The sequence below is a fragment of the Streptomyces sp. M41 genome (assembly GCF_043673425.1).
In the GTDB taxonomy this organism is placed as follows: domain Bacteria; phylum Actinomycetota; class Actinomycetes; order Streptomycetales; family Streptomycetaceae; genus Streptomyces.
Genome location: NZ_JBIMKE010000002.1, coordinates 445,614 through 470,160, shown reverse-complemented (window position 1 = coordinate 470,160; position 24,547 = coordinate 445,614). Strand labels below are relative to the sequence as shown.

General features: G+C 69.8%; 28 protein-coding genes. 15 read left to right on the top strand and 13 right to left on the bottom strand.

Translation table 11 applies throughout. The features are described from left to right. Positions 1–261 precede the first annotated feature (261 nt). Genes ACHBTE_RS04355 through ACHBTE_RS04345 form a run of 3 tightly spaced genes read left to right on the top strand, consistent with a single transcriptional unit; the run spans position 262 to position 2,160 of the window. The gene (locus tag ACHBTE_RS04355; RefSeq protein ID WP_394721976.1) at positions 262–1,113 is read left to right on the top strand and encodes an AraC family transcriptional regulator; all 852 of its coding nucleotides are present in this window, start codon (positions 262–264) and stop codon (positions 1,111–1,113) included. Positions 1,114–1,123: 10 nt separating this feature from the next. Beyond that, a complete protein-coding gene (locus tag ACHBTE_RS04350; protein WP_394721974.1) occupies positions 1,124–1,855 on the top strand; it encodes an AzlC family ABC transporter permease in 732 nt (243 codons plus the stop codon). After that, positions 1,852–2,160 (top strand): AzlD domain-containing protein, encoded by a 309-nt coding sequence (locus tag ACHBTE_RS04345; RefSeq protein WP_394721973.1) that lies wholly within the window; start codon positions 1,852–1,854, stop codon positions 2,158–2,160. The genes ACHBTE_RS04350 and ACHBTE_RS04345 overlap by 4 nt, the downstream gene beginning before the upstream one ends. Before the next feature lie 6 nt (positions 2,161–2,166). Here ACHBTE_RS04345 and ACHBTE_RS04340 read toward each other — a convergent pair whose 3' ends face one another. Beyond that, on the bottom strand, positions 2,167–3,111 hold the full coding sequence (locus tag ACHBTE_RS04340; protein WP_394721972.1) for a hypothetical protein: 945 nt from the start codon (positions 3,109–3,111) through the stop codon (positions 2,167–2,169). An 80-nt stretch (positions 3,112–3,191) separates the two neighbouring features. Between ACHBTE_RS04340 and ACHBTE_RS04335 the strand changes: the two genes are divergently transcribed. The 4 genes from ACHBTE_RS04335 to recX all read left to right on the top strand — a co-directional run bounded on the left by ACHBTE_RS04335 (position 3,192) and on the right by recX (position 7,223). After that, positions 3,192–3,386, top strand: a complete 195-nt coding sequence (locus tag ACHBTE_RS04335) for a DUF3046 domain-containing protein (RefSeq protein ID WP_394721971.1) — start codon at positions 3,192–3,194, stop codon at positions 3,384–3,386. A 60-nt stretch (positions 3,387–3,446) separates the two neighbouring features. Then, the gene (locus tag ACHBTE_RS04330; RefSeq protein WP_394721970.1) at positions 3,447–4,808 is read left to right on the top strand and encodes an AI-2E family transporter; all 1,362 of its coding nucleotides are present in this window, start codon (positions 3,447–3,449) and stop codon (positions 4,806–4,808) included. 294 nt (positions 4,809–5,102) lie between these two features. Further along, entirely contained in the window at positions 5,103–6,227 is a 1,125-nt protein-coding gene (recA, locus tag ACHBTE_RS04325; protein ID WP_394721969.1) for a recombinase RecA, read from the top strand. A 3-nt stretch (positions 6,228–6,230) separates the two neighbouring features. Beyond that, entirely contained in the window at positions 6,231–7,223 is a 993-nt protein-coding gene (gene recX / locus ACHBTE_RS04320) for a recombination regulator RecX (protein WP_394721968.1), read from the top strand. Positions 7,224–7,397: 174 nt separating this feature from the next. Here the strand turns inward: recX and ACHBTE_RS04315 are convergent, their stop codons facing one another. The 8 genes from ACHBTE_RS04315 to ACHBTE_RS04280 form a co-directional block, all read right to left on the bottom strand. Further along, positions 7,398–7,856 carry a rhodanese-like domain-containing protein gene (locus ACHBTE_RS04315; RefSeq protein ID WP_394721967.1) on the bottom strand — a complete coding sequence of 153 codons (459 nt, stop codon included), beginning with the start codon at positions 7,854–7,856 and terminating at the stop codon, positions 7,398–7,400. Next, complete coding sequence (locus ACHBTE_RS04310) at positions 7,853–8,455, bottom strand: cysteine dioxygenase (RefSeq protein ID WP_394721966.1); 603 nt, start codon at positions 8,453–8,455, stop codon at positions 7,853–7,855. The genes ACHBTE_RS04315 and ACHBTE_RS04310 overlap by 4 nt, the downstream gene beginning before the upstream one ends. Positions 8,456–8,540: 85 nt before the next feature. After that, complete coding sequence (locus ACHBTE_RS04305) at positions 8,541–8,627, bottom strand: putative leader peptide (RefSeq protein WP_349605281.1); 87 nt, start codon at positions 8,625–8,627, stop codon at positions 8,541–8,543. A gap of 93 nt (positions 8,628–8,720) precedes the next feature. Further along, positions 8,721–10,460: an FAD-dependent monooxygenase gene (locus tag ACHBTE_RS04300; protein ID WP_394721965.1), complete on the bottom strand. Its 1,740-nt coding sequence runs from the start codon at positions 10,458–10,460 to the stop codon at positions 8,721–8,723. Between the two features lie 200 nt (positions 10,461–10,660). Continuing rightward, positions 10,661–11,569 (bottom strand): amino acid ABC transporter permease, encoded by a 909-nt coding sequence (locus ACHBTE_RS04295; RefSeq protein WP_394721964.1) that lies wholly within the window; start codon positions 11,567–11,569, stop codon positions 10,661–10,663. After that, the gene (locus ACHBTE_RS04290; protein WP_394721963.1) at positions 11,566–12,240 is read right to left on the bottom strand and encodes an amino acid ABC transporter permease; all 675 of its coding nucleotides are present in this window, start codon (positions 12,238–12,240) and stop codon (positions 11,566–11,568) included. Before ACHBTE_RS04290 ends, ACHBTE_RS04295 begins: the two co-directional genes overlap by 4 nt. A 96-nt stretch (positions 12,241–12,336) precedes the next feature. Continuing rightward, entirely contained in the window at positions 12,337–13,173 is an 837-nt protein-coding gene (locus ACHBTE_RS04285; RefSeq protein ID WP_394721962.1) for a glutamate ABC transporter substrate-binding protein, read from the bottom strand. An 83-nt stretch (positions 13,174–13,256) separates the two neighbouring features. Then, entirely contained in the window at positions 13,257–14,033 is a 777-nt protein-coding gene (locus ACHBTE_RS04280; protein WP_394721961.1) for an amino acid ABC transporter ATP-binding protein, read from the bottom strand. Between the two features lie 287 nt (positions 14,034–14,320). On the opposite strand from ACHBTE_RS04280, the gene ACHBTE_RS04275 reads away from it, so the two are divergent. Further along, positions 14,321–15,007 carry a response regulator transcription factor gene (locus ACHBTE_RS04275; RefSeq protein ID WP_394721959.1) on the top strand — a complete coding sequence of 229 codons (687 nt, stop codon included), beginning with the start codon at positions 14,321–14,323 and terminating at the stop codon, positions 15,005–15,007. A 9-nt stretch (positions 15,008–15,016) separates the two neighbouring features. After that, on the top strand, positions 15,017–16,408 hold the full coding sequence (locus ACHBTE_RS04270) for a sensor histidine kinase (RefSeq protein WP_394721958.1): 1,392 nt from the start codon (positions 15,017–15,019) through the stop codon (positions 16,406–16,408). Between the two features lie 212 nt (positions 16,409–16,620). On the opposite strand, the gene ACHBTE_RS04265 is transcribed toward ACHBTE_RS04270, so the two are convergent. Next, on the bottom strand, positions 16,621–17,616 hold the full coding sequence (locus tag ACHBTE_RS04265) for a TAXI family TRAP transporter solute-binding subunit (protein WP_394721957.1): 996 nt from the start codon (positions 17,614–17,616) through the stop codon (positions 16,621–16,623). Between the two features lie 139 nt (positions 17,617–17,755). Between ACHBTE_RS04265 and ACHBTE_RS04260 the strand changes: the two genes are divergently transcribed. The 3 genes from ACHBTE_RS04260 to ACHBTE_RS04250 all read left to right on the top strand — a co-directional run bounded on the left by ACHBTE_RS04260 (position 17,756) and on the right by ACHBTE_RS04250 (position 20,595). Continuing rightward, positions 17,756–18,160, top strand: a complete 405-nt coding sequence (locus ACHBTE_RS04260; protein WP_394721956.1) for a MazG nucleotide pyrophosphohydrolase domain-containing protein — start codon at positions 17,756–17,758, stop codon at positions 18,158–18,160. 141 nt (positions 18,161–18,301) lie between these two features. Then, positions 18,302–19,828, top strand: a complete 1,527-nt coding sequence (gene miaB, locus ACHBTE_RS04255; protein ID WP_394721955.1) for a tRNA (N6-isopentenyl adenosine(37)-C2)-methylthiotransferase MiaB — start codon at positions 18,302–18,304, stop codon at positions 19,826–19,828. Positions 19,829–19,884: 56 nt separating this feature from the next. Further along, entirely contained in the window at positions 19,885–20,595 is a 711-nt protein-coding gene (locus ACHBTE_RS04250; RefSeq protein WP_394721953.1) for a class III extradiol dioxygenase subunit B-like domain-containing protein, read from the top strand. Between the two features lie 28 nt (positions 20,596–20,623). Here the strand turns inward: ACHBTE_RS04250 and ACHBTE_RS04245 are convergent, their stop codons facing one another. The 3 genes from ACHBTE_RS04245 to ACHBTE_RS04235 form a co-directional block, all read right to left on the bottom strand. Then, on the bottom strand, positions 20,624–20,779 hold the full coding sequence (locus ACHBTE_RS04245; protein ID WP_394721952.1) for a hypothetical protein: 156 nt from the start codon (positions 20,777–20,779) through the stop codon (positions 20,624–20,626). A gap of 213 nt (positions 20,780–20,992) precedes the next feature. Further along, positions 20,993–21,262, bottom strand: coding sequence for an antitoxin (locus tag ACHBTE_RS04240; RefSeq protein WP_394721951.1), 270 nt, complete (start codon positions 21,260–21,262; stop codon positions 20,993–20,995). A gap of 24 nt (positions 21,263–21,286) precedes the next feature. Further along, complete coding sequence (locus tag ACHBTE_RS04235) at positions 21,287–21,574, bottom strand: hypothetical protein (protein WP_394721950.1); 288 nt, start codon at positions 21,572–21,574, stop codon at positions 21,287–21,289. A 182-nt stretch (positions 21,575–21,756) separates the two neighbouring features. On the opposite strand from ACHBTE_RS04235, the gene miaA reads away from it, so the two are divergent. The 3 genes from miaA to dapF all read left to right on the top strand — a co-directional run bounded on the left by miaA (position 21,757) and on the right by dapF (position 24,341). Next, the gene (miaA, locus tag ACHBTE_RS04230; RefSeq protein ID WP_394721949.1) at positions 21,757–22,695 is read left to right on the top strand and encodes a tRNA (adenosine(37)-N6)-dimethylallyltransferase MiaA; all 939 of its coding nucleotides are present in this window, start codon (positions 21,757–21,759) and stop codon (positions 22,693–22,695) included. 108 nt (positions 22,696–22,803) lie between these two features. Further along, positions 22,804–23,307 (top strand): hypothetical protein, encoded by a 504-nt coding sequence (locus ACHBTE_RS04225; protein WP_394721998.1) that lies wholly within the window; start codon positions 22,804–22,806, stop codon positions 23,305–23,307. A 164-nt stretch (positions 23,308–23,471) separates the two neighbouring features. Beyond that, positions 23,472–24,341 (top strand): diaminopimelate epimerase, encoded by an 870-nt coding sequence (gene dapF, locus ACHBTE_RS04220; protein WP_394721948.1) that lies wholly within the window; start codon positions 23,472–23,474, stop codon positions 24,339–24,341. Positions 24,342–24,547 lie beyond the last annotated feature (206 nt).

Below are 24,547 nucleotides of genomic sequence, written 5' to 3'. Positions count from 1 at the left end.
GGGGGGGGGGGGGGGGGGGGGGGGGGGCGGGGGGGGGGGGGTGTCCGTCCTCGGTCCGGCGGTTGCGCGGTGTGGAGATGCTTTGTTTCTCGACGCCGGCCGCTGCGGGCGGACACCCCCCACCCCGGCCCCTTCCCGCCGTACGCGGCTACCCCGCCATGGGGGTTCGCCTCCGCAGCGGGCGTGCTCGCCGCCGTCGGCAGCTGCCCCGCAGTGGGGGTGTGTGGGCCTGGTTTCGGTCGGCTGGCGGAGAATGGGCCCATGGCAGGTTCGGGTGAGCGGGCGCGGCACTGGCAGTACGCCGAGCTGCCCGGTGTCGATCTGCTGCGTGCCCGCTATGTGCGGAAGACGTTCGTGCGGCACACCCATGAGCACTTCGTCATCGCTGCCATCGCCGATGGTGTGGAGGTTTTTCATCATGGCGGGGGCGACCAGTACGCGGGTGCCGGCACCCTCGCCCTGGTCAATCCTGATACGCCGCACACCGGGCGTGCGGGGGTTCCGGAGGGGTGGCGGTACGGGGCCGTTTATCCGTCGCCCGAGGTGGTCGCCGAGATAGCTGCCGAGACAACGGCGATCCGAGGGACGCCGGGGTTCGTCGAGCCGGTGTTGGACGATCCGTACGCCGTGCAACTGGTGCATCAGGTGCTGCGTGCCGCTGATGAGGGCAACGCCCTGGCTGCGGACACGATCCTCCGGGTCGTCGTGACGCGGTTGCTTCGGCTGAACGGTGGTGCCCTGCGGCGGCGGGAGGTGCGGACGGCGGGGGCTCGGATCGCGGTACGCGCGCGTGAGGTGCTGGAGGAACGGATGGCCGAGCCGCCGAGCTTGGAGAGGCTGGCCGCTGATCTCGGTACGAGTCCGTTCGCCTTGCTGCGGGCGTTTCGGGGGGTGTACGGGATGCCGCCGCACACCTGGCTGACCGATGCGCGGGTCCGGCAGGCTCGGCGGCTGTTGGACGCGGGTGGTTCGCCGGCGGAGGCCGCTCTGGCTGTGGGGTTCACCGACCAGCCGCACCTGAACCGGCACTTCAGCCGGATCGTGGGGGTCCCGCCCGGGGCCTACCAGCGAGAGCGCAAGAACGTACAAGACCCTGGGCGGTGGCCGTCCTAGGGTCGCGGGCGTGGCAGAACAGAGCGCTCTAGCAGATCCCCAAGTGGATGGAAGCCGGCCGGATGCCGTGGTCGTCCGGGATGCCCTCGGTGTCGGCGTGGCCGTCGGGCTGTCCGGGTTCGCCTTCGGCGTGACGTCGGCGGGTAGTGGGCTCACGCTGCTGCAGACCTGCGCGCTCAGTCTGTTGGTGTTCACGGGCGCCTCGCAGTTCGCGCTCGTGGGGGCGCTGGCGGCCGGTGGCAGTCCCCTGACCGCGGCTGCTGGGGCCTTCTTCCTCGGGGTTCGTAACGCGTTCTACGGGCTGCGCCTGTCGCAGTTGCTGAGCCTCACGCGCGCGGTGCGGCCGTTCGCAGCGCAATGGGTGATCGACGAGACGGCTGCCGTCGCCCTGGCACAGCCGACGCGGCGCAACGCGCGGCTCGGGTTCGTCGTGACAGGGCTCAGCCTGTATCTGCTGTGGAACCTGACCACGCTGCTGGGTGCGCTTGGCGCCGAAGCCATCGGTGACACCGATGCCTGGGGGCTGGACGCCGCCGGGCCCGCGGTGTTTCTGGCGCTGCTCGCTCCGATGCTGAAGTCCGCGACCGAGCGGGCCGTCGCCGGTCTCGCCGTGCTGCTGGGCCTGGGATTGTTGCCTGTGCTGCCCGCTGGTGTGCCCGTCCTGGTGGCCGCCCTCACGGCGCCGGTCGTGCTGTGGGCACAGGGGCGCCGCAAGGGATGCGCGCGAGAGGGGGAGCGGTGAGTATCTGGATCGCGATCGGTGTCACCGCCCTCGGCTGCTACGCCGTGAAGCTCATCGGGCTGCTCGTGCCCGCGGGTGCCCTCGAGCGGCCCCTGGTCCGGCGTCTTGCCGCCCTGTTGCCCGTCGCCCTGCTTGCCGCTCTCACGGCCCAGCAGACGTTCGGTGACGGGCAGGCGCTGGTGCTGGACGCGCGGGTGGCCGGAGTCGCCGCGGCGGCCCTGGCGCTCTTCCTGCGGGCCCCGTTCCTGGTTGTCGTCGGGGCCGCCGTGGCGGTCACTGCGGCTGTACGGGCTCTGGGCGGGTGAGGTCGGTCAGCCGATGTGGCGGCCGTACGCCCTGAGGGTGCGCAGTGCCTCGATCGTCACCATGGGGCGGGCCTCCGGAGCGAGGACCGGGGCCCACTGGTGCCAGAGGAGGGGCCAGCCGCCGTCCTGCTGCTGGCCGTCGGCGAGGTGGTCCAAGGAGCGGCTCATCTCGTCGTCCGTGAACCAAGCGCGCGCGAGGGAGCGCGGGGTACGGGCGTAGTCGTGCGGGAAGTGATGCTCGGCCGGGGCGTAACCGGGGGAGACCGGGTACGCGGCGAGGTTGTCCGGCTCCAGTGCCGCCAGGCGCTGCTCGCGTACCAGGCGCCCCAGACGGTCGGCGGCTGTCTCCGCGCGCGTGCGGTCGGGAGCGGAGTCCAGGAAGGCCACGGCGGCCTGGATCTCGTACGGATGGGACTTGTCCAGCGATTCGACCGCCTGCCAGCAGAAGTCCGTTGCCCGGAACAGCCAGGCGTGCCACACCTCGTTGCGGTGCAGCAGACCGACCACCGGCCCGGTGGCCAGGAGAGAGCTGGGCGGGTCGTCAACGACCGGCATGAAGGGTGCCGTGGGGTAGCCCCGCTGGCTGGGATGGATCGCCGGAAGGGCGCCGTCCGGGGTGGATACCGACGTGAGGTAGCGGCAGACGCGGTCCACGCGCTGTCCGCCGCAGCGTTCGATGGCGTCCAGGACGTGGAGTGCGTGACCGGTGTGCAGCGGCTGGCTGACCGGACCTCGCAGATCGGGCTCCAGGCCGTGGCCGTACCCGCCGTCCTCGTTGCGATAGGCGTCCAGCGCGGTCTCCACCGGGTCGGCGGTGCCGTTCAGAAAGTGATACGCGAAGAGGCGCTGCTCGAGCACGCGCGCGGTGAGCCAGACGAACTGCTCGGCGCGGAAGAGCGGGGAATGCGCCGGGGGCGTCGGGGGGAGGGGGGAATCTCCTGTTTCGGCCATGCGTCAGACCGTAGGGTGGAAAGCGGTCTCGACAAGCGGTCCCGGCTCAGGCCCACCCTCAGGGGCGGGATACTGGACGCATGCGGTTGACGGTCTTCTGGCAGCGAATGGCGGACCACTTCGGTCCCGGATACGCCGAAATGTTCGCGCGCGACCACGTGATGTCGGAGCTCGGTGGGCGCACGGTGCTCGAGGCGCTCGATGCCGGCTGGGACGCCAAGGACGTGTGGCGTGTGGTCTGCGCCGTCATGAACGTTCCGGGAGAAAAGCGCTGACCGATCTCGAAGACCGCAGGGCCACATCCGATTGTCGGTGGCGTGGGCGAGACTTGCACCGTGGCACGCACTGATGAGACCGGGCAGCCCGCCCGGCACGGATCCCCCTACGGCACGACCCCGCCCACCCTGCCCCCGGGTGAGGGCAGCGCCGGGGCCGACTCCCGCATGCCGCGCTGGCTGCCGCGCGCCATGGTCCTCGCGTTGGCGCTCGTCGGTGCGTTCCAGCTGGGCAGCTGGGCCTTCCACCAGCTCACCGGGCTGCTGATCAACATCGTCATCGCGTTCTTCCTGGCACTGGCCATCGAACCCGCGGTGAGCTGGATGGCCGCGCGCGGGATACGCCGGGGGCTGGCCACGGCCGTCGTCTTCCTCGCCGTGATCGTCGTGTCCGCCGGTTTCGTGACCTTGCTCGGCTCCATGCTCGCTGGTCAGATCATCAAGATCGTCGAGGACTTCCCGAACTACCTCGACTCCGTCATCAACTGGATCAACACGCACTTCAACACCGACCTGCGCCGGGTGGACATCCAGGAGGGCCTGCTCCGCTCCGACTGGCTGCGCAACTACGTGCAGAACAGCGCGACCGGGGTCCTGGACGTGTCCGCCCAGGTCCTCGGCGGCCTCTTCCAGCTGCTGACGATCACGTTGTTCTCGTTCTACTTCGCCGCGGACGGACCGCGACTGCGCCGCGCGCTCTGCTCCGTGCTGCCGCCCGCCAAGCAGGCCGAGGTGCTGCGCGCCTGGGAGATCGCCGTCATCAAGACGGGCGGCTATCTGTACTCACGCGGCCTGATGGCGCTGATCTCCGGCATAGCGCACTACATCCTGCTGGCGAGCCTGGACGTGCCGTACGCGCCCGTGCTCGCCGTGTGGGTCGGTCTGGTCTCGCAGTTCATCCCCACCATCGGCACCTACCTCGCGGGCGCGCTGCCCATGCTGATCGCCTTCACCGTCGATCCCTGGTACGCGCTGTGGGTGCTGATCTTCGTCGTGATCTACCAGCAGTTCGAGAACTATGTGCTTCAGCCCAAGCTGACCTCGAAGACCGTCGACATCCACCCCGCGGTCGCCTTCGGTTCGGTGGTCGCGGGCACTGCTCTCCTCGGCGCGGTGGGCGCGCTGATCGCCATCCCGGCGATCGCCACCCTCCAGGCGTTCCTGGGGGCCTATGTGAAGCGGTACGACGTCACGGACGACCCCCGTGTCCACGGGCACCACAGAGGGGGAACCGGGCGCGGTCTCTTCACGCGCGCGCGTGCGCTGTGGACACGACGACCGGAAGAGCGGTCGTCGGCACGGAAGGGGAGCTTCGGGTGGATCCGGAAGGGCGGCCATGGCAGCCCGAAGGACGGCCACGGGGGAAGCCGCAAGGACGGTCACGGGGGGAGCCGGACGGGCTCCGGGGAGAGCTCCGACTGAGCTCGGCCGCGTCTGCGGGGCAGGCCGCGATCACGACTGCGGGGGCGTGAATCCTGGGCGTCGTGCGCCCGCGAACGTAGGGTCGAAGGTGCCGTGTGGTGCGCTTGACACGAAAATCGAACATCCATTCTCATGGAAGCTCCGGCGAGGCGCTCGGCGGGCATTTCGCCACGGTTTCGACAGAGAAGTGCCCGAGTTATCCACAGGCCGGATGGGCGTCGGGGCGCATTGTCAGTGGCAGGCGTTAGCGTCTTTGACGTGAAGCGATCGACTCAAGCAAACCGGGTGGAACCCATGGCAGGAACCGACCGCGAGAAGGCGCTCGACGCCGCGCTCGCACAGATTGAACGGCAGTTCGGCAAGGGCGCGGTCATGCGCATGGGCGAGCGGTCGAAGGAGCCCATCGAGGTCATCCCGACCGGCTCGACCGCCCTCGACGTGGCCCTCGGCGTCGGCGGCCTGCCGCGCGGCCGTGTCGTGGAGATCTACGGCCCGGAGTCCTCCGGTAAGACGACCCTGACCCTGCACGCGGTGGCGAACGCCCAGAAGGCCGGCGGCCAGGTCGCCTTCGTGGACGCGGAGCACGCCCTCGACCCCGAGTACGCGAAGAAGCTCGGCGTCGACATCGACAACCTGATCCTGTCCCAGCCGGACAACGGCGAGCAGGCGCTGGAGATCGTGGACATGCTCGTCCGCTCCGGCGCTCTCGACCTCATCGTCATCGACTCCGTCGCGGCGCTCGTCCCGCGCGCGGAGATCGAGGGCGAGATGGGCGACAGCCACGTCGGCCTCCAGGCCCGTCTGATGAGCCAGGCCCTTCGGAAGATCACCAGCGCGCTCAACCAGTCCAAGACCACCGCGATCTTCATCAACCAGCTCCGCGAGAAGATCGGCGTGATGTTCGGTTCGCCGGAGACCACGACCGGTGGCCGGGCGCTGAAGTTCTACGCGTCGGTGCGTATCGACATCCGCCGCATCGAGACCCTGAAGGACGGCACCGAGGCGGTCGGCAACCGCACCCGCTGCAAGGTCGTCAAGAACAAGGTCGCGCCGCCCTTCAAGCAGGCCGAGTTCGACATCCTCTACGGCCAGGGCATCAGCCGCGAGGGCGGCCTGATCGACATGGGCGTGGAGCACGGCTTCGTCCGCAAGGCCGGCGCCTGGTACACGTACGAGGGCGACCAGCTCGGCCAAGGCAAGGAGAACGCGCGCAACTTCCTGAAGGACAACCCCGACCTGGCGAACGAGATCGAGAAGAAGATCAAGGAGAAGCTGGGCGTCGGCGTGCGACCGGAGGAGCCGGCTGCCGAGCCGGGCACGGACGCGGCGGTCTCCGACACCGCGGACGACGCCGCGAAGGCGGTGCCCGCTCCTGCGGCCAAGGCGGCCAAGACCAAGGCCGCGGCGGCCAAGAGCTGATCCGTGACACGGCGAACGGACTGGGCCGAGTACGCCATCCACCCGGACACTCCGCCTCGACGGGGTAGAAGCGGTCCCGGGCGGTCTGCCTCCAGTGCGGGCGATGACGCCTACGGAGGGAACGCGGCCCACGACATGGACGGGGGGAACGACGACACGGCGCCGTACGGCAGGAGCGGGGCGTACGGAAGGTACGGCGACGAGTCGGGGCTGACGGACGACGCGCCGCTCGGCCACGGCGCGGAGGACCGTGAAGCGTGGCCGGATGGCGCGTCGGCCCTCGGCCCCGGTGCGCCCGGCCGTGGCTCGCGCCGCGGGTGTGGTGGGGGCCGAAGCTCGGAGGGCACGGGTCGATCCTCGGACAGCTCCGGCCGCGGGCGCTCGGCGGGGAACTCGCGCGAGCGCCGTCGGGGTGGCCGTACCGAGCCGTCCGAGGCGGACGGAGGTGCCTCTTCCTCGTCGAGGGCCGAGACGGGGGCGCCTTCAGCGGACCCGGTGGAGCGGGCGCGGGCGATCTGTCTGCGCCTGCTCACCGGGACCCCGCGCACGCGCAAGCAACTCGCGGACGCCCTGCGCAAGCGGGAGATCCCGGACGACGCCGCCGAGGAGGTGCTGTCGCGGTTCGAGGAAGTCGGTCTCATCAACGACAGCGCGTTCGCGGACGCCTGGGTCGAGTCCCGGCACCACGGCCGGGGGCTGGCCCGCCGGGCACTCGCCCGGGAACTGCGGACCAAGGGCGTCGACTCCACGCTGATCGACGCGGCCGTCGCCCAGCTGGACTCCGAGCAGGAGGAGACGACCGCACGCGAACTCGTCGCCCGCAAGCTGCGCTCCACGCGCGGCCTCGACCGCGACAAACGGCTTCGCCGCCTCGCGGGCATGCTCGCCCGCAAGGGCTATCCCGAGGGGATGGCTCTGCGGGTGGTTCGGCAGGCGTTGGAGGAGGAGGGCGAGGACACGGAGTTTTTGGGGGACGAGGGGGGCGAGGAGTACTGATCCCAACAGTCACGGAGGGCACGGCGGTCGCAGCGCCGTAAGGGGCGTGGGCGTCGGACAAGGACGGTGACCCAAGGTTCCGGCGCCGGGCACGGTGGACGCACGGGGGCGCCCATCGCGTCCGGGGCCGGGTTCGTTCGCAGCAGAGGCGAGGCCTTCGCGGAGCGCCGGCGTCTAGGACTTCGGCCCAGGCACCCCCGGCGCCTCCGGCGACACCGGAAGCCCCTCCGCTCGCCAAGCCTGGAAGCCGCCAACCAGATCGGTGGCCCGGTGCAGTCCCAGTCGCCGAAGCGACTCGACCGCCAGACTGGACGCGTAGCCCTCGTTGCAGATCACCACGACTCGCAAGGCGTGGCTGGTGGCCTCCGGGGCGCGATGGCTGCCCTGTGGATCGAGTCGCCACTCCAGTTCGTTGCGCTCGACCACGAGGGCACCGGGGATGAGCCCGTCCCGCTCGCGCAGCGCCGCGTACCGGATGTCGACCAGCAGAGCCTGCCCTTGCTGGGCGGCTTCGTACGCGACTCGCGGTTCGATCCGCTCGTAGCCGGCGCGCACCCGCTCCAGCAACTCGTCGATGCCTACGGGCTGTTCCGGCACGCCCACCGTCTCACCGACCTCCCGTGCCTCACTCATTGCCAGTCCTCCGGCTGCTCCACCTGCTCCAGCCGCAGAATCGACCCGGTGCGGCTGAAGCGGCGCATCTGCGGCAGGGGCGGATAGTAGGCGTGTACGGAGATCGCGTGCTGCTCGGCGGACTCGTTGAGGACCTCGTGCACATGGTGATGGCCGAAGGAACGGCCCTTGCCCGCCGGCAGCCTGCGTTCGCGGTCCACGCCGTCCGCCAGTTCCAGGGTCTTCCAGCCGTCGGCGGGCAGGCGTACGGCGAGCGAGTGCTCCTTGAGCTCACCGGCCGCCGTCACGAACGCACCCGCCGAATCGGCGTGGTCGTGCCAACCGGTGCCGGTTCCGGGCGGCCAGCCGATCAGCCAGGCCTCGCTGCCGCCGGGGCCGTCGAGTCGTACCCAGGTACGGCCCTCGGGGTCGAGCGGAAGCGAGGCGATCAGGTCGGCGTCGGCGGCGGTACGGCGTACGAAGTCGAGAAGGACCGCCTGTGCCGGGGCGGTAGCCGGAGCGGAGGCCGCTGAAGGCGACGCCGACGCGAGAGCCGCCCGCGAGGCGGCAGCGGCGGCAGGGGAGACAGGGGAGACAGGGGAGACAGGGGAGACAGACAAAGGGGCACCGTCCTGAAGAGAGTTCGCGAAAGCGCGCGACGGCACGGGTGTGGAACGCGGTGCGCGCGGAAGAGGGGATGCGAGTTCAGCAGGACGAACGACACACGCAGCCCGCATAGCGGACGAGGTCCATATGGACCCTCCGCCACAGGCGCACACAGGTGTCGGTCATGGTCGGGAGTACACCATGGCGGTGCGAAGCGGTCAACTCACTGTCACCATGCGGACCGCACAGTGACGGTGAGTACCACTTTCATACGTTCGATCAGCGCGACCCAGCCGTGGCCCCGGCCCCTGCCCCGGCCTCGGCGGTCGATCCGACCCCGGTGGCCCCGGGCGACCCGGCTCCGGTCTTGACCGGTCCACCCAGCGCCGTCTCGGCCGCCGTATACAGATCAGCCGGCCGCACCCCGCTCAGGGCTGTCACCAGATGTCCGTCGGGCCGCACCAGCAGAACCGTGTGCGCGGCGGCACCCGGATAGCTCTCTGCGACCAGCAGCTCGGCTCGATAGGGCAGCGCCGTCACCGCTGCCGCCAGCCGGGGCATGATCCCGGCGGTCGCCCAGTGCTTGCGCTCCCACACACCGGTGCCCGGCGCGATCAGCACGACCAGCAGCGCGGCGCGCCCGAGCCGGTCCCGCAGCCGTACGAAGGAGCCGTCCTCAGCTGTGACGCGCACATCCATGACCTGCGCGCCGCGCTGGGTGTCCACGGGGGTCTCGCCCTCGAGCTGCTGAGGCGTCAGCGGAGAATCGGCGTACGCCCCCGGCGCGCCGATCGCTCCATGCCCCAAGTGGCCGTCCACCAGCAGCGCGTCATTGCCCCGGGCCGTGCCGGGGACGTACGCGCGCAGTCCTGCGCCGCCCCGCAGCAACGGCAGCGCCTGGTCGGCGGCGCGCAGCCGGGCGGCGACGACGGCACGACGCTCCGCCTGGTAACTGTCGAGCAGGGCCTCACACGGCCCGTGATGCCAGGCCGGTGCCAGCTTCCAGGCGAGGTTGTCGGCGTCCCGCAGCCCCTCGTCCAGCCCGTGGGTGCCGAGCGCACCGAGGCAGTGCGCGGCGTCCCCGGCGAGAAAGACACGGCCCACGCGCCAACGCCGGGCCAGCCGGTGATGGACCGTGTGCACCCCGGTGTCCAGGAGTTCGTACGACGGTGTCGGTCCGTCGGTCCACCCGGCGAGGGTCTCCCGGACATGGGAGACGAGCATCTCCGGTGTGACCAGGTCCTTGCCCGGCGGAAGCAGCCAGTCCAGACGCCAGACCCCGTCCGGGAGCGGCCGTGCCGTGACCTCCCCGCCCGAAGGCCCGGACGTCCGCCACGGCGGCATCCGGTGGAGCAACGCCTGACCGTCCCAAGGTAGTTCCGCCCGCAGCGCGGCCACGGCGTGTCGCTCCACTGCCGTACGGCCCGGGAAACGGATGTCCTGGAGTTTGCGCACCGTCGAGCGGGTGCCGTCGCAGCCGACGAGGTAGCTGCCGCGCCACCAGGTGCCCTTGGGGCCACGGGTGTGCGCGGTGACGCCCGAGGGCTCCTGCTCGATGGCGTCCAGGCGGCTGTCCACGGCGACCTCGACGAGGGGTTCGGCCGCGAGGGCGGCACGCAGGGCGCCGGTCAGTACGTGCTGGGCGATGTGCAGGGGGGCGGCCGGAGTGGCCGTGGCAGGTGCCGCAGCCGTGGCACCCCCGGGGTCGGGGGCGCCCATGGAGCCGGCGGCGCCCTCACACGCTCCCGCGGGGCTGTCAAAAGTGACCTCGCGCATCACCTGCTTGCGCCGCATAGCCCGCCATCCGGCCCAGCGCGCCCCGGCTCCGGTGAGCGGCGTACCCGTCAGACGTTCCATGAGGGCGGCGGTGTCCTCGCGCAGGACGACGGTGCGCGCGAGGCGGGGTTCGTCCTTGCCCGGCCCCTCGTCGAGGACGACGGAGGGCACCTCCTGACGGGCCAGAGCCAGGGCGAGCGCGAGCCCGACGGGCCCCGCTCCGACGATGATCACCGGGTCCACGGCGCGGCGCTCCCTGCCCGCAGCGGTGTCCCGTGGGACGTGAGTGAACAGAAAGTTGGAGCAGGGTGCACGATCACAGAACGTATGCAACCTATTGCCGGTGCTTGCGTCAAGTGACGAAGGGCAGTGGCGATCATGCCGCTGCCCTTCGTGTCGTTCACATCACTTGACTGCTCGTCAGATGTAGTCCTGGTGTGCTTTCAGATGGAGCCGCCCGCGCCGGCGCCGTAGGTGCCACCCGTAGCCGCCGGGTTCAGCTCCTCCATGTCCTCCGCGCTGAGGACCGCGCCCGTGCTCTTCTTGCTGCGGCGCAGCCGCTTCTCCAGCCAGCTCGCGAAGCTGGTGAGAATGAAGTTCAGCACGATGTAGATGATCGCCACCACGATGAAGCTGGGGATGACGTTGGCGTAGAAAGCCGCCAGGGTCTGGCGGGCGTTGAGGAGCTCAGTGAATCCGATCATCACGCCGCCCAGCGCGGTGTCCTTCACGATGACCACGAGCTGGCTGACGATGGCCGGCAGCATGGCCGTAACGGCCTGCGGCAGCAGGATGCTCCTCATCGTCTGGCTCTTGCGCAGGCCGATCGCCATCGCGGCTTCCGACTGGCCCTTCGGCAGCGAGAGGATGCCGGCCCGGACGACTTCGGCCAGGACGGACGCGTTGTAGAGCACCAGACCGGTGACGACCGCGTACAGCGGCCGCTGTTCACTGCTGACGTCCGTCCAACGGTTGTAGAACTCGTTGGCGAACAGCATCAGCAGCAGCACAGGGATCGCCCGGAAGAACTCGACCACCCAGGCGGCGGGAAGCCGCACCCACCGGTGGTCGGAGAGGCGCGCGATGCCGAAGAACGCGCCCAGCGGAAGGGCGATCACCATGGCCAGGGCCGCGGCCTTCAGCGTGTTCGCGAGACCCGGCAGCAGATAGGTCGTCCAAGCCGCCGACTCGGTGAACGGCTTCCATAGGGCCCACTCCAGCTGGCCCTTCTCGTCCAAGGTGTTCCAGACGAACCACACGAGCAGGGCGAGCAGGGCGAAAAAGACCACCGAGATGAGCACATTGCGCCGCTTGGCGCGGGGGCCCGGAGCGTCGTAGAGAACGGAGCTCATCGCTTCACCGCCAGTCGCTTGCTCAGCCAACCGAGGAAGAGGCCGGTGGGCAGGGTCAGTACCACGAAACCGAAGGCGAAGACCGCGCCGATCAGCACCGTCTCAGCCTCGTTCTCGATCATTTCCTTCATCAAATAGGCGGCCTCTGCCACGCCGATCGCGGCCGCCACGGTGGTGTTCTTGGTCAGGGCGATCAACACGTTGGCCAGCGGGCCGATGACCGAGCGGAGGGCCTGCGGAAGGATGATCAGCCGGAGGGTCTGGCTGAAGGTCAGCCCGATGGCACGCGCTGCCTCGGCCTGGCCGAGCGGCACGGTGTTGATGCCGGAACGAATCGCCTCGCAGACGAAGGCCGCGGTGTAGGCCACGAAACCGAGGATGGCCAGGCGGAAGCCCCGCACGCCGAAGTCGGAAGCGCCCATCGTCACGCCGAAGATGTCGGCCAGGCCGAGCGAGGTGAAGATGATGATGACCGTCAGGGGGATGTTCCGGACGATGTTCACATAGGCCGTGCCGAACCCGCGCATGAGCGGGACCGGGCTGACCCGCATTGCGGCCAGGAGGGTGCCCCAGACCATGGAGCCGATGGCGGAGAAGAACGTGAGCTTCACCGTCATCCAGAAGGCACCCAACAGGGTCGGGTCGTTGTAGTCAGAAAGAAAATCGAACACGATCTCCCGCGCTTCCGGGTGGGTGGCGAACGTGGATAGCGCGGCGCGCCGCCGCCCTGATCGCGGTGGACGGCGGCGCGCCGGTGGAGCTCTGCGCTACTTGACGATGACGCCGATCTTCGGCGCGGGCTCGTTCTTGTAGTTGGCCGGACCGAAGTTCTCGGTGACCGCCTTGTCCCAGGCCTTGTCCTTGACCATCTTCTCCAGCGCGGCGTTGACCTTGTTGACGGTCTCGGTGTCGCCCTTCTTGACACCGACACCGTAGTTCTCGTTGCTCAGCTTCAGGCCGGCGAGCTTGAACTTGCCCTTGTACTGCTCCTGCGCGGCATAGCCGGCGAGGATCGAGTCGTCCGTGGTCAGTGCATCCACAGCGCCACTCTGCAGAGCAGCAATGCACTCCGAGTAGCCGCCGCGCTCCGTCAGGTTGGCCTTCGGGGCGAAGTCCTTCTTGACGTTCTGCGCCGAGGTGGAGCCCGTCACCGAGCACAGCTTCTTGCCGTTGAGGTCCGTTGCCTCGGTGATGTCCGAGTCCGTCTTGACCAGCAGGTCCTGGTGCGCCAGCAGGTACGGGCCGGCGAAGTCGACCTTCTCCTTGCGCTCGTCGGTGATGGAGTACGTGGCGGCGATGAACTTCACGTCGCCACGGGCGAGCGCGTTCTCGCGGTCGGCGCTCTTCGTCTCGACGAACTCGATCTGGTCGGGCTCGTAGCCGAGCTCCTTGGCGACGTACGTCGCCACGTCCACGTCGAAGCCGGAGAAGGAACCGTCGGGCTCCTTCAGGCCCAGACCCGGCTGGTCGTACTTGATGCCGATCTTGATCTTGTCGCCGCCACCGGAGCCCGAGTTGCTGTCGCCGTCGCCACCACAGGCAGTGGCGGTGATGGAAAGGACAAGTGCAGCAGCGGCCGCGGCGGAGACCTTGCGGAGCTTCATGGTGAACATCCTTTGTGTGATGAAGAGGCGCGTCCCGTCAGGGGGGCGGGTGACGCAGGTCGTCGGGTGCGTGAAGCAATCCGTCAGTGGTGCAGGATCTTGGACAGGAAGTCCTTGGCGCGGTCGCTGCGCGGGTTGCTGAAGAACTGGTCCGGCACAGCTTCTTCGACGATCTTGCCGTCCGCCATGAACACCACCCGGTTGGCGGCCGAACGGGCGAAGCCCATCTCATGGGTGACGACGATCATGGTCATGCCGTCGCGGGCCAGCTGCTGCATGACCTCCAGGACCTCATTGATCATCTCCGGGTCGAGAGCCGACGTGGGCTCGTCGAAGAGCATGACCTTGGGGTCCATGGCCAGGGCACGGGCGATGGCCACACGCTGCTGCTGGCCGCCGGAGAGCTGGGCGGGGTACTTGTCCGCCTGGCTGCCCACGCCCACCCGGTCGAGCAGGGCTCGGGCCTTCTCCTCGGCCTTCTTCTTGTCGGTCTTGCGGACCTTCATCTGGCCCAGCATCACGTTCTCGAGCACAGTCTTGTGCGCGAAAAGGTTGAAGGACTGGAAGACCATCCCGACGTCGGCGCGCAGCCGGGCGAGCTCCTTGCCTTCCTGGGGCAGCGGCTTGCCGTCGATGGCGATCGCGCCGGAGTCGATCGTCTCGAGGCGGTTGATGGTGCGGCACAGGGTGGACTTCCCGGACCCGGAGGGTCCGATGACCACGACGACCTCACCGCGGGCGATCGTCAGATCGATGTCCTGGAGTACATGCAACGCGCCGAAGTGCTTGTTCACGTTCTTCAGGACGACCAGGTCGGCGGTCGCGGCCACGTCTTCCTTGGCCACCGATACTTCGGTCATCGCTCTCAGGCTCCGTCCTCCTCGGTTTCGGAGGACAGTAATAACCGTATCCGACCTGCGTCATCAGTTCTGAGGTGAATCTGAGCATCACGATCCGATAGCAATCGGACACGTGTCGTAGCACTTGACACCGGGGCGCGTACCGGCTCCATAACGGAAGCGGCGTGCGGCCGGAACGCACTTGACGGCGTCGTCGTCCATCAGCGTGACTTCCTGGATGCACGCGCGCGCGTGCACCCCTGTGTAGCTATTGAAATCGTACGGCCGATGAACCGAAGGAGGCCGGGGTGAGACTGCTCCTCGTCGAGGACGACAACCATGTCGCCGCCGCGCTGTCCGCGGTCCTGGCGCGGCACGGTTTCGACGTCACCCACGCGCGCAGCGGCGAGGAAGCACTTCAGGCGCTCGTCCCGGAGGGCAACGGCTTCGGCGTCGTCCTTCTCGACCTCGGCCTGCCCGACCAGGACGGCTACGAGGTCTGCGGCAAGATCCGCAAGCGCACCAGCACCCCGGTGATCATGGTGACCGCCCGCTCCGACGTCCGCTCCCGTATCCACGGCCTCAACCTCGGGGCCGACGACTACGTGGTGAAGCCGTACGACACCGGTGAGCTGCTCGCCCGGATCCACGCGGTCAGCCGGCGCACCGTGCAGGAGGACGTGACGGAGGAGGGCGACGGTGTGCTGCGGCTCGGCGCGGTGCACATCGAGCTGCCCACCCGTCAGGTCAGCGTGGGCGGCTCGGTGGTGCAGCTGACCCGTAAGGAGTTCGACCTCCTCGCGCTGCTCGCCCAGCGCCCCGGAGTGGTCTTCCGCCGGGAGCAGATCATCAGTGAGGTGTGGCGGACGAGTTGGGAGGGGACCGGCCGCACTCTTGAGGTGCATGTGGCGTCCCTGCGGGCCAAGCTCCGCATGCCGGCGCTGATCGAGACCGTACGCGGCGTCGGCTACCGACTCGTCGCCCCGGGCGCGTAGCGGGCAAGGGTGCGCACTCGTCTCCTCCCGCTGCTCATCGTTCTGATGGCGGCCGTGCTGCTCGCGCTGGGCGTCCCGCTCGCCGTCAGCCTCGCCTCGGCACAGCAGCAGAAGGTGATCGTCGACCGGATCGACGACACGGCGTACTTCGCGGCCATCGCCCGGCCCGCCGCCGACACCACGACCGGATCCCGCGACGAGCTGCGCGTCCTGAGCCAGGAGCTCCAGAGCTACTACGAGGTCTACGGCATCAGGGCCGGCGTCTTCCTGCCCAATGACACGCCCCTGGCCAACGGCCCTAAGAACTGGTTCTTGCCTGCGACCGGCGAAGTGCGTGACGCCTTTGAGGAATCGCTGCTCAGCCGTCGCAGCCACGACCCCGAGCAGGTGTGGCCCTGGCAGCGTGGCCGCCTCGTCGTCGCCTCGCCGGTCATCCGGGACGGTGATGTCGTCGCGGTTGTCGTCACCGACTCGCCCACCGGCGAGATGCGTTCACGGATCCTGGACGGCTGGCTGATCATCGGCGCTGGTCTGACCGCCGCGATGCTGCTGGCCGTCGGGGCCGCGCTCCGCCTGACCGGCTGGGTACTGAAGCCGGTCCGCGTGCTGGACACCACCACGCACGCGATCGCGAGCGGGCGCCTGAAGTCGCGGGTCGCGGTGGCCAGCGGTCCGCCGGAACTTCGGCGCCTGGCCCGGTCGTTCAACGAGATGGTGGACAACGTCGAGGACGTCCTGGAGCAACAGCGCGCCTTCGTCGCGGATGCCTCGCACCAGCTGCGCAACCCCCTCGCGGCGCTGCTGCTGCGCATCGAACTGCTCGCTTTCGAACTACCCGAGGGCAATGCGGAGATCGCCTCGGTCCAGGCCGAGGGCAAGCGTCTGGCTCAGGTTCTCGACGACCTGCTCGACCTGGCCCTGGCCGAGCACACCGCGGCCGACCTGCGACTCACCGACGTCGGCGCGCTGACCGCCGAGCGGGTGGCGGCCTGGGCGCCCACCGCCGAGGCCAAGGGCGTACGGCTGCTGTCGGACTGCCCGCCCACCACCGCCTGGGCCGACCCCGTGGCGCTGTCCAGCGCGCTGGACGCGGTGATCGACAACGCGGTCAAGTTCACGCCGAAGGACGAGAACGTCGAGGTGACCGTCGCCTCCAACGGCACCACGTCGACGATCGTGGTGAGCGACCGGGGCCCCGGCCTCACCGACGAGGAGCTCGCCCGCGTGGGCGACCGCTTCTGGCGCAGCGGCCGGCACCAGAACATCAAGGGCTCGGGCCTCGGCCTGTCCATCTCGCGCGCCCTGCTAGCGGCGAGCGGAGGCTCCATCTCGTACGGCCATCACGAGCCCCATGGGCTCCGGGTGACGGTGACGGTGCCGAGGTCCGCGCCGGCGGCGTAGCGGGTGGGTCACTGATGACAATGGGGGGCTTAGCTGACCGGCCTGGCCCCTACCAACCCGGCGGGCCCCTGACGTGTCCGGCGGACCCCTGACCAGCCGGCCGAACCCCTGATGAACCGGCCGGACCTCTGACCAACCGGCCGGCCCAGCTGACGATCCGACCGGCCCCCTGAACGAATCGGCGCCGGACCTCTGACGAGCCGGCCGGACCGCTACGGCTTGACCGAGCGGTAGTAGTGCCGGGCACCCTCGTGCAGGCTCAGCGGGTCGGTGTAGATCGCCGTGCGCAGATCGACCAGCTGCGCCGAGTGGACGTGGGCGCCGATGCCGTCACGGCTCTTGATCACCGTGCGGGTGAGCCACTCGGTGAGCCGGGGGTCCATGTCCTTGCGGGTGATCAGCAGATTGGAGACGGCGATCGTCGGCACCGTGTCGCCGTTCTGGACCGTCGGGTATGCCGATTCCGGCATATTGGTGGCGCGGTAGAAGTGGGCCGCGTCCCCCTGGGCGTGCACCTTGGCGACGAGGTCGGCGTCGATCGGCACGAACCGGAACGACGAGGTCTCGACGATCTTCTCCAGCCCGTCCGTCGGCACCCCGCTCGACCAGAAGAACGCGTCCAGCTCGTGGCCCAGCCGCTTGGGTCCGGTGTCGATACCGTCCGACCTGGGCGTGATGTCCTTCTCCGGGTCGATGCCGGCGGCTTCCAGCACTCGCGTGGCGATCAGCCGTACGCCGGAGTTGGGCAGCCCTATGGCCACCCGCTTGCCCTTCAGGTCCGCGACGGAGCGGATGTCCGAGTCCGGTGGGACGACGAGCTGCACATAGTCGTCGTAGAGACGGGCGACGCCGCGCAGGCGGTCCATGACGGGATAGCCGTTGATCTTGAACGTGTCCACCGCGTCGGCGGCGGCGATCGTGAAGTCGGCCTTGCCGGTCGCGACGCGCTTGACGTTCTCCTGCGACCCGTCGCTGGTCAGCAGCCGCACCTTCAGCTGGGGCATGTCCTTGGCGAGCTCCTTGCGCAGCAGCTCGCCGTACTCCTGATAGACGCCCGCGCGCGTGCCCGTGCTGAACGTGATCGTCCCGCTCGGAGGCTTCTCCCCGAGGGGCAGCAGCCACCACAGCAGCAACCCCAACGCAACGACACCGGCCGCGCCGCCCTGGAGGGCCCGGCGCCCGGTGATGCGAGTGACTGCCTTGGACATGGCCGAGATCCTGCCAGCCGGTCCGGGGTGCTGACCAGGGCGGGGGTCACAGGGCCCAGGGCAGGCAGCGGCCTCGGGCGGACGGCTGACGCCTCACAGCCAGGGCGGGGCTGTCGTACCCGGCCGTTACAGTCGGCGCATGAGTTCCTCCCCTGCCGACCTCGTCCGTGAATTCCACCTCGCCTTCGGGCTCGATGCCCGCAGAACGCCGACCGAGGTCTCGCCGGAACTCGCCGCACATCGTGGAGAGCTGCTCGCCGAGGAGGCCGCGGAGGTCGCCGAGGTCTCCGTCGCGGGCCCGCTCGACAGGCTCGCGCACGAGCTGGCGGACGTGGTCTACGTCGCGTACGGCACGGCTTTGGTCCACGGGATCGACCTCGATGCCGTGCTGGCCGAGATCCACCGCTCCAACATGACCAAGCTCGGACCCGACGGCCAGGTCTCCCGCCGGGCCGACGGCAAGGTGCTCAAGGGCGATCATTACGAGTCGCCGGATGTGTCGGGGGTGCTGCGCCGGCAAGGGTGGGGGACGGTCGGGAGGTGACGGGCCGGGACGGGCTCCGCCCGCTCTCTCGGCTTTCTTGGGCTTGGCCTTCCTCGGCTCTTGCGGGCTTGCCCGTGGTGATCGGGCCCGTTGTCCACAGGCCGGGACGGGTGCCTCCCCGGACGGCCTACCCTTGAGGGCATGACCAGCAGCAGTGACCGGAGCCTCGCAGTGGACGTTCAGGGAACCAAGACCTATGAAGTGCGCACCTACGGGTGCCAGATGAACGTCCACGACTCCGAGCGATTGTCCGGGCTGCTCGAAGACGCCGGCTACGTACGTGCGCCCGAAGGGTCGGACGGCGACGCGGACGTCGTCGTCTTCAACACCTGCGCGGTCCGGGAGAACGCCGACAACAAGCTGTACGGCAACCTCGGCCACCTCGCCCCGAAGAAGGCCGGCCGCCCCGGCATGCAGATCGCGGTCGGCGGCTGTCTCGCGCAGAAGGACCGCGACACCATCGTGAAGCGGGCGCCCTGGGTGGACGTCGTCTTCGGCACGCACAACATCGGCAAGCTGCCGGTCCTGCTGGAGCGCGCCCGCGTCCAGGAGGAGGCGCAGGTCGAGATCGCCGAGTCGCTGGAGGCGTTCCCTTCCACGCTGCCGACCCGGCGCGAGAGCGCCTACGCGGCCTGGGTCTCCATCTCCGTCGGCTGCAACAACACCTGCACCTTCTGCATCGTCCCCGCGCTGCGCGGCAAGGAGAAGGACCGCCGTCCCGGCGACATCCTCGCCGAGGTCGAGGCCCTGGTCGCCGAGGGCGTCTCCGAGATCACCCTGCTCGGCCAGAACGTCAACGCGTACGGCTCCGACATCGGCGACCGCGAGGCCTTCAGCAAGCTGCTGCGGGCCTGCGGGAAGATCGAGGGCCTGGAGCGCGTCCGCTTCACCTCCCCGCACCCGCGCGACTTCACCGACGACGTCATCGCCGCCATGGCCGAGACGCCGAACGTCATGCCGCAGCTGCACATGCCGCTCCAGTCCGGCTCGGACACCGTCCTGAAGGCGATGCGCCGCTCCTACCGCCAGGAGCGCTACCTCGGGATCATCGAGAAGGTCCGCGCCGCCATCCCGCACGCCGCGATCAGCACCGACATCATCGTGGGCTTCCCCGGCGAGACCGAGGAGGACTTCGAGCAGACGCTGCACGTGGTGCGTGAGGCCCGCTTCACGCAGGCTTTCACCTTCCAGTACTCCAAGCGCCCCGGCACCCCGGCGGCCACCATGGACGACCAGATCCCCAAGAAGGTCGTCCAGGAGCGCTACGAGCGTCTCGTCGCCCTTCAGGAGGAGATCTCCTGGGAGGAGAACAAGAAGCAGGTCGGCCGCACCCTGGAGCTGATGGTCGCCGAGGGCGAGGGCCGCAAGGACGACACGACCCACCGTCTGTCGGGCCGCGCCCCCGACAACCGGCTGGTCCACTTCACCAAACCGGAGCAGGAGGTGCGCCCCGGCGACGTGGTGACGGTCGAGATCACCTACGCCGCCCCGCACCACCTCCTCGCCGAGGGCGCCGTCCTCGAGGTGCGCCGCACGCGCGCGGGTGACGCCTGGGAGAAGCGCAACGCCACCGAGGCCGCCGGGCCGGCCGGCGTCATGCTCGGTCTGCCCAAGGTCGGCGTGCCGGAGCCGCTGCCCGTGGTCACCGGCGGCTGCGCGGTCGACTGACCTGAGCGCGGGATGCGTCCCGGAGCGTTCCGGGACGTCGCAGTAGGCTGCCGATCATGCTTGTCGCCGCCGCAGTCTGCCCGTGTCCGCCACTCCTCGTGCCCGAGGTCGCCGCGGGCGCCGCACCCGAGCTGGACGCCGCGCGTGCCGCGTGCTGTGACGCGCTCGGCGTCCTCGCCGCCGCCCGGCCGGACCGGCTCGTGATCGTCGGGCCCGCCGAGGAGAGCGAGCAGGGGACGTACGCCGAGGGGACGCCGGGTTCCTTCCGGGGCTTCGGCGTCGATGTCGACGTACGCCTGGGCACGGGAGGCGAGGAGCCGGGGCGAGCGCTGCCGACCTCGCTCGCCGTAGGCGCCTGGCTGCTGGAGCGAACCGACTGGTCGGATGCCCCGATCGAGGGACTCGGGGTGGGAGAACCTCTCGAGGCCGAGCGATGCATTGAGATCGGAAGGGACATCGCCTCCCGGGCCGAGCGGGTGGCGCTGCTGGTGATGGGCGACGCCAGCGCGTGCCGCACGCTCAAGGCTCCCGGTTACCTCGACGAGCGGGCGGCACCCTTCGACGCGTCCGTGGGGCGTGCGCTGGGTGCGGCCGACCTTGCCGCGTTGAAGGCGCTCGACATCGGGCTCGCGCGCGAGCTTCTGGCCTCGGGGCGGTTGCCCTGGCAGGTTCTCGCGGGCGCGGCCGAGGAGGCGGGTCTCGCGGGAGCCCTGCTGTACGAGGACGCGCCGTACGGGGTGGGGTACGTGGTCGCGGCCTGGTCGTAACGGCCGGGCGTGTGCGGCGCGGGCATCGTCACCGGATGACCTGGGCGGCGGTGGCCTGGGCGGCGGGCGCCTCGAACGGCGGGTGGCCCCCGAACGGCGGGGGTGCGGGACGGCGGGTGTCGGTGTCGCCGCCAGCCGACCACCCTCGGTGTCGCTCCCAGCCGATCAGCCCCTGCGTCGCCACCGGTAGACCAATCCCTGCGTCGCCACCGGCAGACCAACCCCTGTGTCGCCACCGGCAGACCAGCACCGGCGTTGCCACCGGCCGATCAGCCCTGCGCCGCCGCCGACCGAAGGACGGCCGCATGAAACGGCGGACGGCCGGGAGCCGTCAAGCTCCGCGGCCGTCCGTCGATGTGCCGTTCGGGCTGAGGTGCCGTCCCGGCCCAAGCGCCGTTCAGGTGGTCGGCGGGGGTGCGTCCGGCGGCGGCGTGCTCCTGTCCGTCGCCGTGTCGTCACCCTTGTGCGCGAGTCGGTCCATGGCGCCCTTGGCCTTGCCCGTGCCCGACTGGATCTTGTTGCTGTATTTGCCCTTGGTCCTCTCGTCGACGGCCTTCGCGGCCTTGTCGAGGCCGTGGTGGACTTGCTCTTCGTGTCGCTGTGCGAAGTCGGAGACCTTGTCCTTGGCCGGGGAGAGTTTGGCTTTCAAATTGTGCATCAGACCCATGCTTCACCTTCCCGCGCGGGGCAGTTACGTGCGGGCGCCCTCGCCGGCCTCGCTGTCGGCCGCCTTGTCGGCCGACTGCTGCTTGGGAATCTCGACGCCGTCGTCGGTCTCGGTGTCGGTGTCCGCCTCGACGGCCTCCGCCGCCGTCGACTGCTCCGCCGATGCCTCCTCGGCCTCGGCCGCGGCCGACTCCTTCACCTCTGCGGCCTCTTCCGTCGCGGGCTCGGCCGCCGGTGTGTCGGCCTGCGCCTCGGCGGTTGACGCCTCTTCCGTGGCCTTCGACCTCCGGAAAAGTCGTGCGAAAACGCCCATATCAACTCCATACGTTACTCGTGCGGGCGAAATCCCGCGTCGTCCGGTGCGTCCGTTTGCGCCCCCGGGTCGCCGCCTCCGCGAAACCGGCGGCGAGAACCTCGCAACTGGCAACGACCTCACGCGTGTGCCGTCACGTAACTCGTTCGAGGCCACCCCGTGAGGTTTGCGAGACTGGGGCGGTGAGCAGCGCACCCCCCGCCCCCCGCGTCATTGCCGTAGTCGGACCCACCGCGGCCGGAAAGTCCGATCTGGGCGTTTTCCTGGCCCGGCAGCTCGGCGGCGAGGTCGTCAACGCCGACTCCATGCAGCTGTATCGAGGGATGGACATCGGAACCGCCAAGCTGACGCCGGAGGAGCGCGCCGAGGTACCGCACCACCTGCTGGACATCTGGGACGTGACGGTCACGGCGTCCGTCGCCGAGTACCAGCGGCTCGCGCGGGAGCGGATCGACGCCCTGCTCGCCGAGGGGCGCTGGCCGATTCTCGTGGGCGGCTCGGGCCTGTACATCCGGGGTGCCATCGACAACCTGGAGTTCCCCGGCACCGACCCCGAGGTCAGGGCCCGGCTGGAAGAGGAGCTCGCGCTGCGCGGCTCCGGGGCGCTGCACGCCCGCCTGGCCGCCGCCGACCCGGAGGCCGCGCGGGCCATCCTGCCGGGCAACGGCCGACGTATCGTCCGGGCTCTCGAAGTGATCGAGATCACCGGGCAGCCCTTCACGGCCAACCTCCCCGGCCATGACTCGGTCTACGACACGGTCCAGATCGGAGTCGACGTGGCTCGCCCCGAGCTGGACGAGCGCATCACGCGCCGGGTCGACCGGATGTGGGAGGCGGGGCTCGTCGAGGAAGTGCGCGCCTTGGAGGCGCAAGGGTTGCGTGAGGGGCGTACGGCATCGCGCGCACTCGGCTACCAGCAGGTGCTCGCGGCGCTCGCCGGGGACTGCACCCTTGAAGAGGCGCGGACCGTGACCGTCCGGGCCACCAAGCGCTTCGCGCGCCGCCAGGATTCATGGTTCAGGCGCGATCCGCGGGTGCACTGGCTCAGTGGGGCCGCGGCGGACCTCAGGGAACTTCCGCAGCTCGCCCTGGCGTTGGTCGAACGACCGGTTACAGCCTGATCACGTGATGGCATCGGGACGCTCCGGCCGTCATCCCGGCCTCCGGCGCCGTGCCATCATCGAGCTTCGATCGACCAAGTGGAATCCGAGTTGGGAGGGCGCGTGGCGATGGAGGCCGGCCCTCGCGACACCGCACAAAGCACCGAGAACGTCACCACCGACCGTGACGAACCGGAGCAGGACCGCGACCGTCTGAGCCCCGACGGGCTCGACGAGACGGAGGTCGCTGTCACCGACGACGGACCCGAGCCCGAGGAGATGTACGCGGGCGGCCCGGAGGTCGAGGTCGAGCTGCGTCCGCAGCGCCGCCTGCGCATCTGGCAGCTCGCCCCCATCGTGTCCCTGGCCGCGGTCGGCTCCCTGATGTTCGCGTTCCCGCTGGCCTTCGACTTCGGCGACAGCGGTGCCGTGATCGCCATGCTGGGGCTGCTGATCTGCTCGTGCGCGGCGGGCTGGGGCATGATGGCCGCCCGCCGGGTGGGCCACACCTGGCCCGGGCTCCCGCAGCGGGGCTCCGGGCGCAGACCGGACTGGCGGGTCGTGCTGGCCTACGCCCTGGTCGTCGCCGCGATCGTGGTACTGGCCGTATGGAGAGTGGCGCGCCTGCGCTGATGGGCGGCGCGTACGGCGAGTGACCCCCTGCGCTGACGGGCGTCGTCCATCGGCGGGCCGCCCGTCGGGGCGGGCCGCACCTGGCCGGGTGCTGAAGCGGCCCCGTCTCCCGTGACTCACGGATCTTTTTCGGCACTGTCGGAGCCGCACCGTACGATCGAGGAATGAGCACGCGGATCGCCTTCCTCAAGGGGCACGGCACCGAGAACGACTTCGTGATCGTTCCGGACCCCGAGAACGCCATCGACCTGCCACCGGCCGCCGTCGCCGCCCTGTGCGACCGCCGTGCCGGCATCGGCGGTGACGGACTGCTGCACGTGGTGCGGTCCGCGGCCCACCCCGAGGCCGAGGACATGGCGACCGAGGCCGAGTGGTTCATGGACTACCGCAACGGCGACGGCTCGGTCGCGGAGATGTGCGGCAACGGCGTGCGCGTCTTCGCGCGCTACCTCCAGCGCGCCGGTCACGTCTGGGAAGGCGACCTCACGGTGGCCACGCGCGGTGGTGTGAAGACCGTGCACATCGCCAAGGACGGCGGCATCACGGTGGGCATGGGCAAGGCCCGGCTCCCCGAAGGCGACGTCACGGTCAGTGTCGGTGAGCGCAGCTGGCCCGCCCGCAACGTGAACATGGGCAACCCGCACGCCGTCGCCTTCGTGGACGACCTCGCCCACGCCGGCGATCTGCACACCCCGCCGCCCTTCACCCCTGCCTCGGCCTACCCGGACGGGGTCAACGTCGAGTTCGTGGTCGACCGCGGGCCCGGACACGTCGCCCTGCGCGTGCACGAGCGCGGCTCCGGCGAGACCCGTTCCTGCGGCACGGGCGCATGCGCCGTCGCTGTGGCCGCCGCGCGGCGGGACGGGGCCGACCCGGCGGTCACCGGCACCCCCGTGACGTACACCGTCGATGTGCCTGGTGGCACCCTGGTGATCACCGAGCGGCCGGACGGCGAGGTCGAGATGACCGGTCCCGCGGTGATCGTGGCCGAGGGCGAGATCGACCCTGAGTGGCTGGAACAGCTCGCTCGTTGAGCGGTTTTGAGACTTGCCATCAAAGCCTTGAGTGGCGCATGGCCTGGATGTGAGGTTGTCGGCGGCGCCGGAGAGGTTCAATTTCGCGAACTCCGGCCTGTGGCATGGCGCGAATTCGTAAACCTGCAAACCCTCGCTCGAATGGGTGATCCGTTTCACGCTCGGCGAGAGACGGTCAGTCACACGTGATGGGCTCGGTAGCATCA

Coding starts and splice junctions, on each gene's coding strand:
- recA (WP_394721969.1), top strand. CDS start 5,103: ATGGCAGGAACCGACCGCGAGAAGGCGCTCGACGCCGCGCTCGCACAG.
- ACHBTE_RS04235 (WP_394721950.1), bottom strand. CDS start 21,574: ATGGGCGTTTTCGCACGACTTTTCCGGAGGTCGAAGGCCACGGAAGAG.
- ACHBTE_RS04285 (WP_394721962.1), bottom strand. CDS start 13,173: ATGAAGCTCCGCAAGGTCTCCGCCGCGGCCGCTGCTGCACTTGTCCTT.
- ACHBTE_RS04340 (WP_394721972.1), bottom strand. CDS start 3,111: ATGGCCGAAACAGGAGATTCCCCCCTCCCCCCGACGCCCCCGGCGCAT.
- dapF (WP_394721948.1), top strand. CDS start 23,472: ATGAGCACGCGGATCGCCTTCCTCAAGGGGCACGGCACCGAGAACGAC.
- ACHBTE_RS04280 (WP_394721961.1), bottom strand. CDS start 14,033: ATGACCGAAGTATCGGTGGCCAAGGAAGACGTGGCCGCGACCGCCGAC.
- ACHBTE_RS04265 (WP_394721957.1), bottom strand. CDS start 17,616: ATGTCCAAGGCAGTCACTCGCATCACCGGGCGCCGGGCCCTCCAGGGC.
- ACHBTE_RS04315 (WP_394721967.1), bottom strand. CDS start 7,856: ATGAGTGAGGCACGGGAGGTCGGTGAGACGGTGGGCGTGCCGGAACAG.
- ACHBTE_RS04305 (WP_349605281.1), bottom strand. CDS start 8,627: ATGACCGACACCTGTGTGCGCCTGTGGCGGAGGGTCCATATGGACCTC.
- ACHBTE_RS04250 (WP_394721953.1), top strand. CDS start 19,885: ATGCTTGTCGCCGCCGCAGTCTGCCCGTGTCCGCCACTCCTCGTGCCC.
- miaB (WP_394721955.1), top strand. CDS start 18,302: ATGACCAGCAGCAGTGACCGGAGCCTCGCAGTGGACGTTCAGGGAACC.
- ACHBTE_RS04225 (WP_394721998.1), top strand. CDS start 22,804: ATGGAGGCCGGCCCTCGCGACACCGCACAAAGCACCGAGAACGTCACC.
- ACHBTE_RS04295 (WP_394721964.1), bottom strand. CDS start 11,569: ATGAGCTCCGTTCTCTACGACGCTCCGGGCCCCCGCGCCAAGCGGCGC.
- ACHBTE_RS04335 (WP_394721971.1), top strand. CDS start 3,192: ATGCGGTTGACGGTCTTCTGGCAGCGAATGGCGGACCACTTCGGTCCC.
- ACHBTE_RS04260 (WP_394721956.1), top strand. CDS start 17,756: ATGAGTTCCTCCCCTGCCGACCTCGTCCGTGAATTCCACCTCGCCTTC.
- ACHBTE_RS04240 (WP_394721951.1), bottom strand. CDS start 21,262: ATGGGTCTGATGCACAATTTGAAAGCCAAACTCTCCCCGGCCAAGGAC.
- ACHBTE_RS04355 (WP_394721976.1), top strand. CDS start 262: ATGGCAGGTTCGGGTGAGCGGGCGCGGCACTGGCAGTACGCCGAGCTG.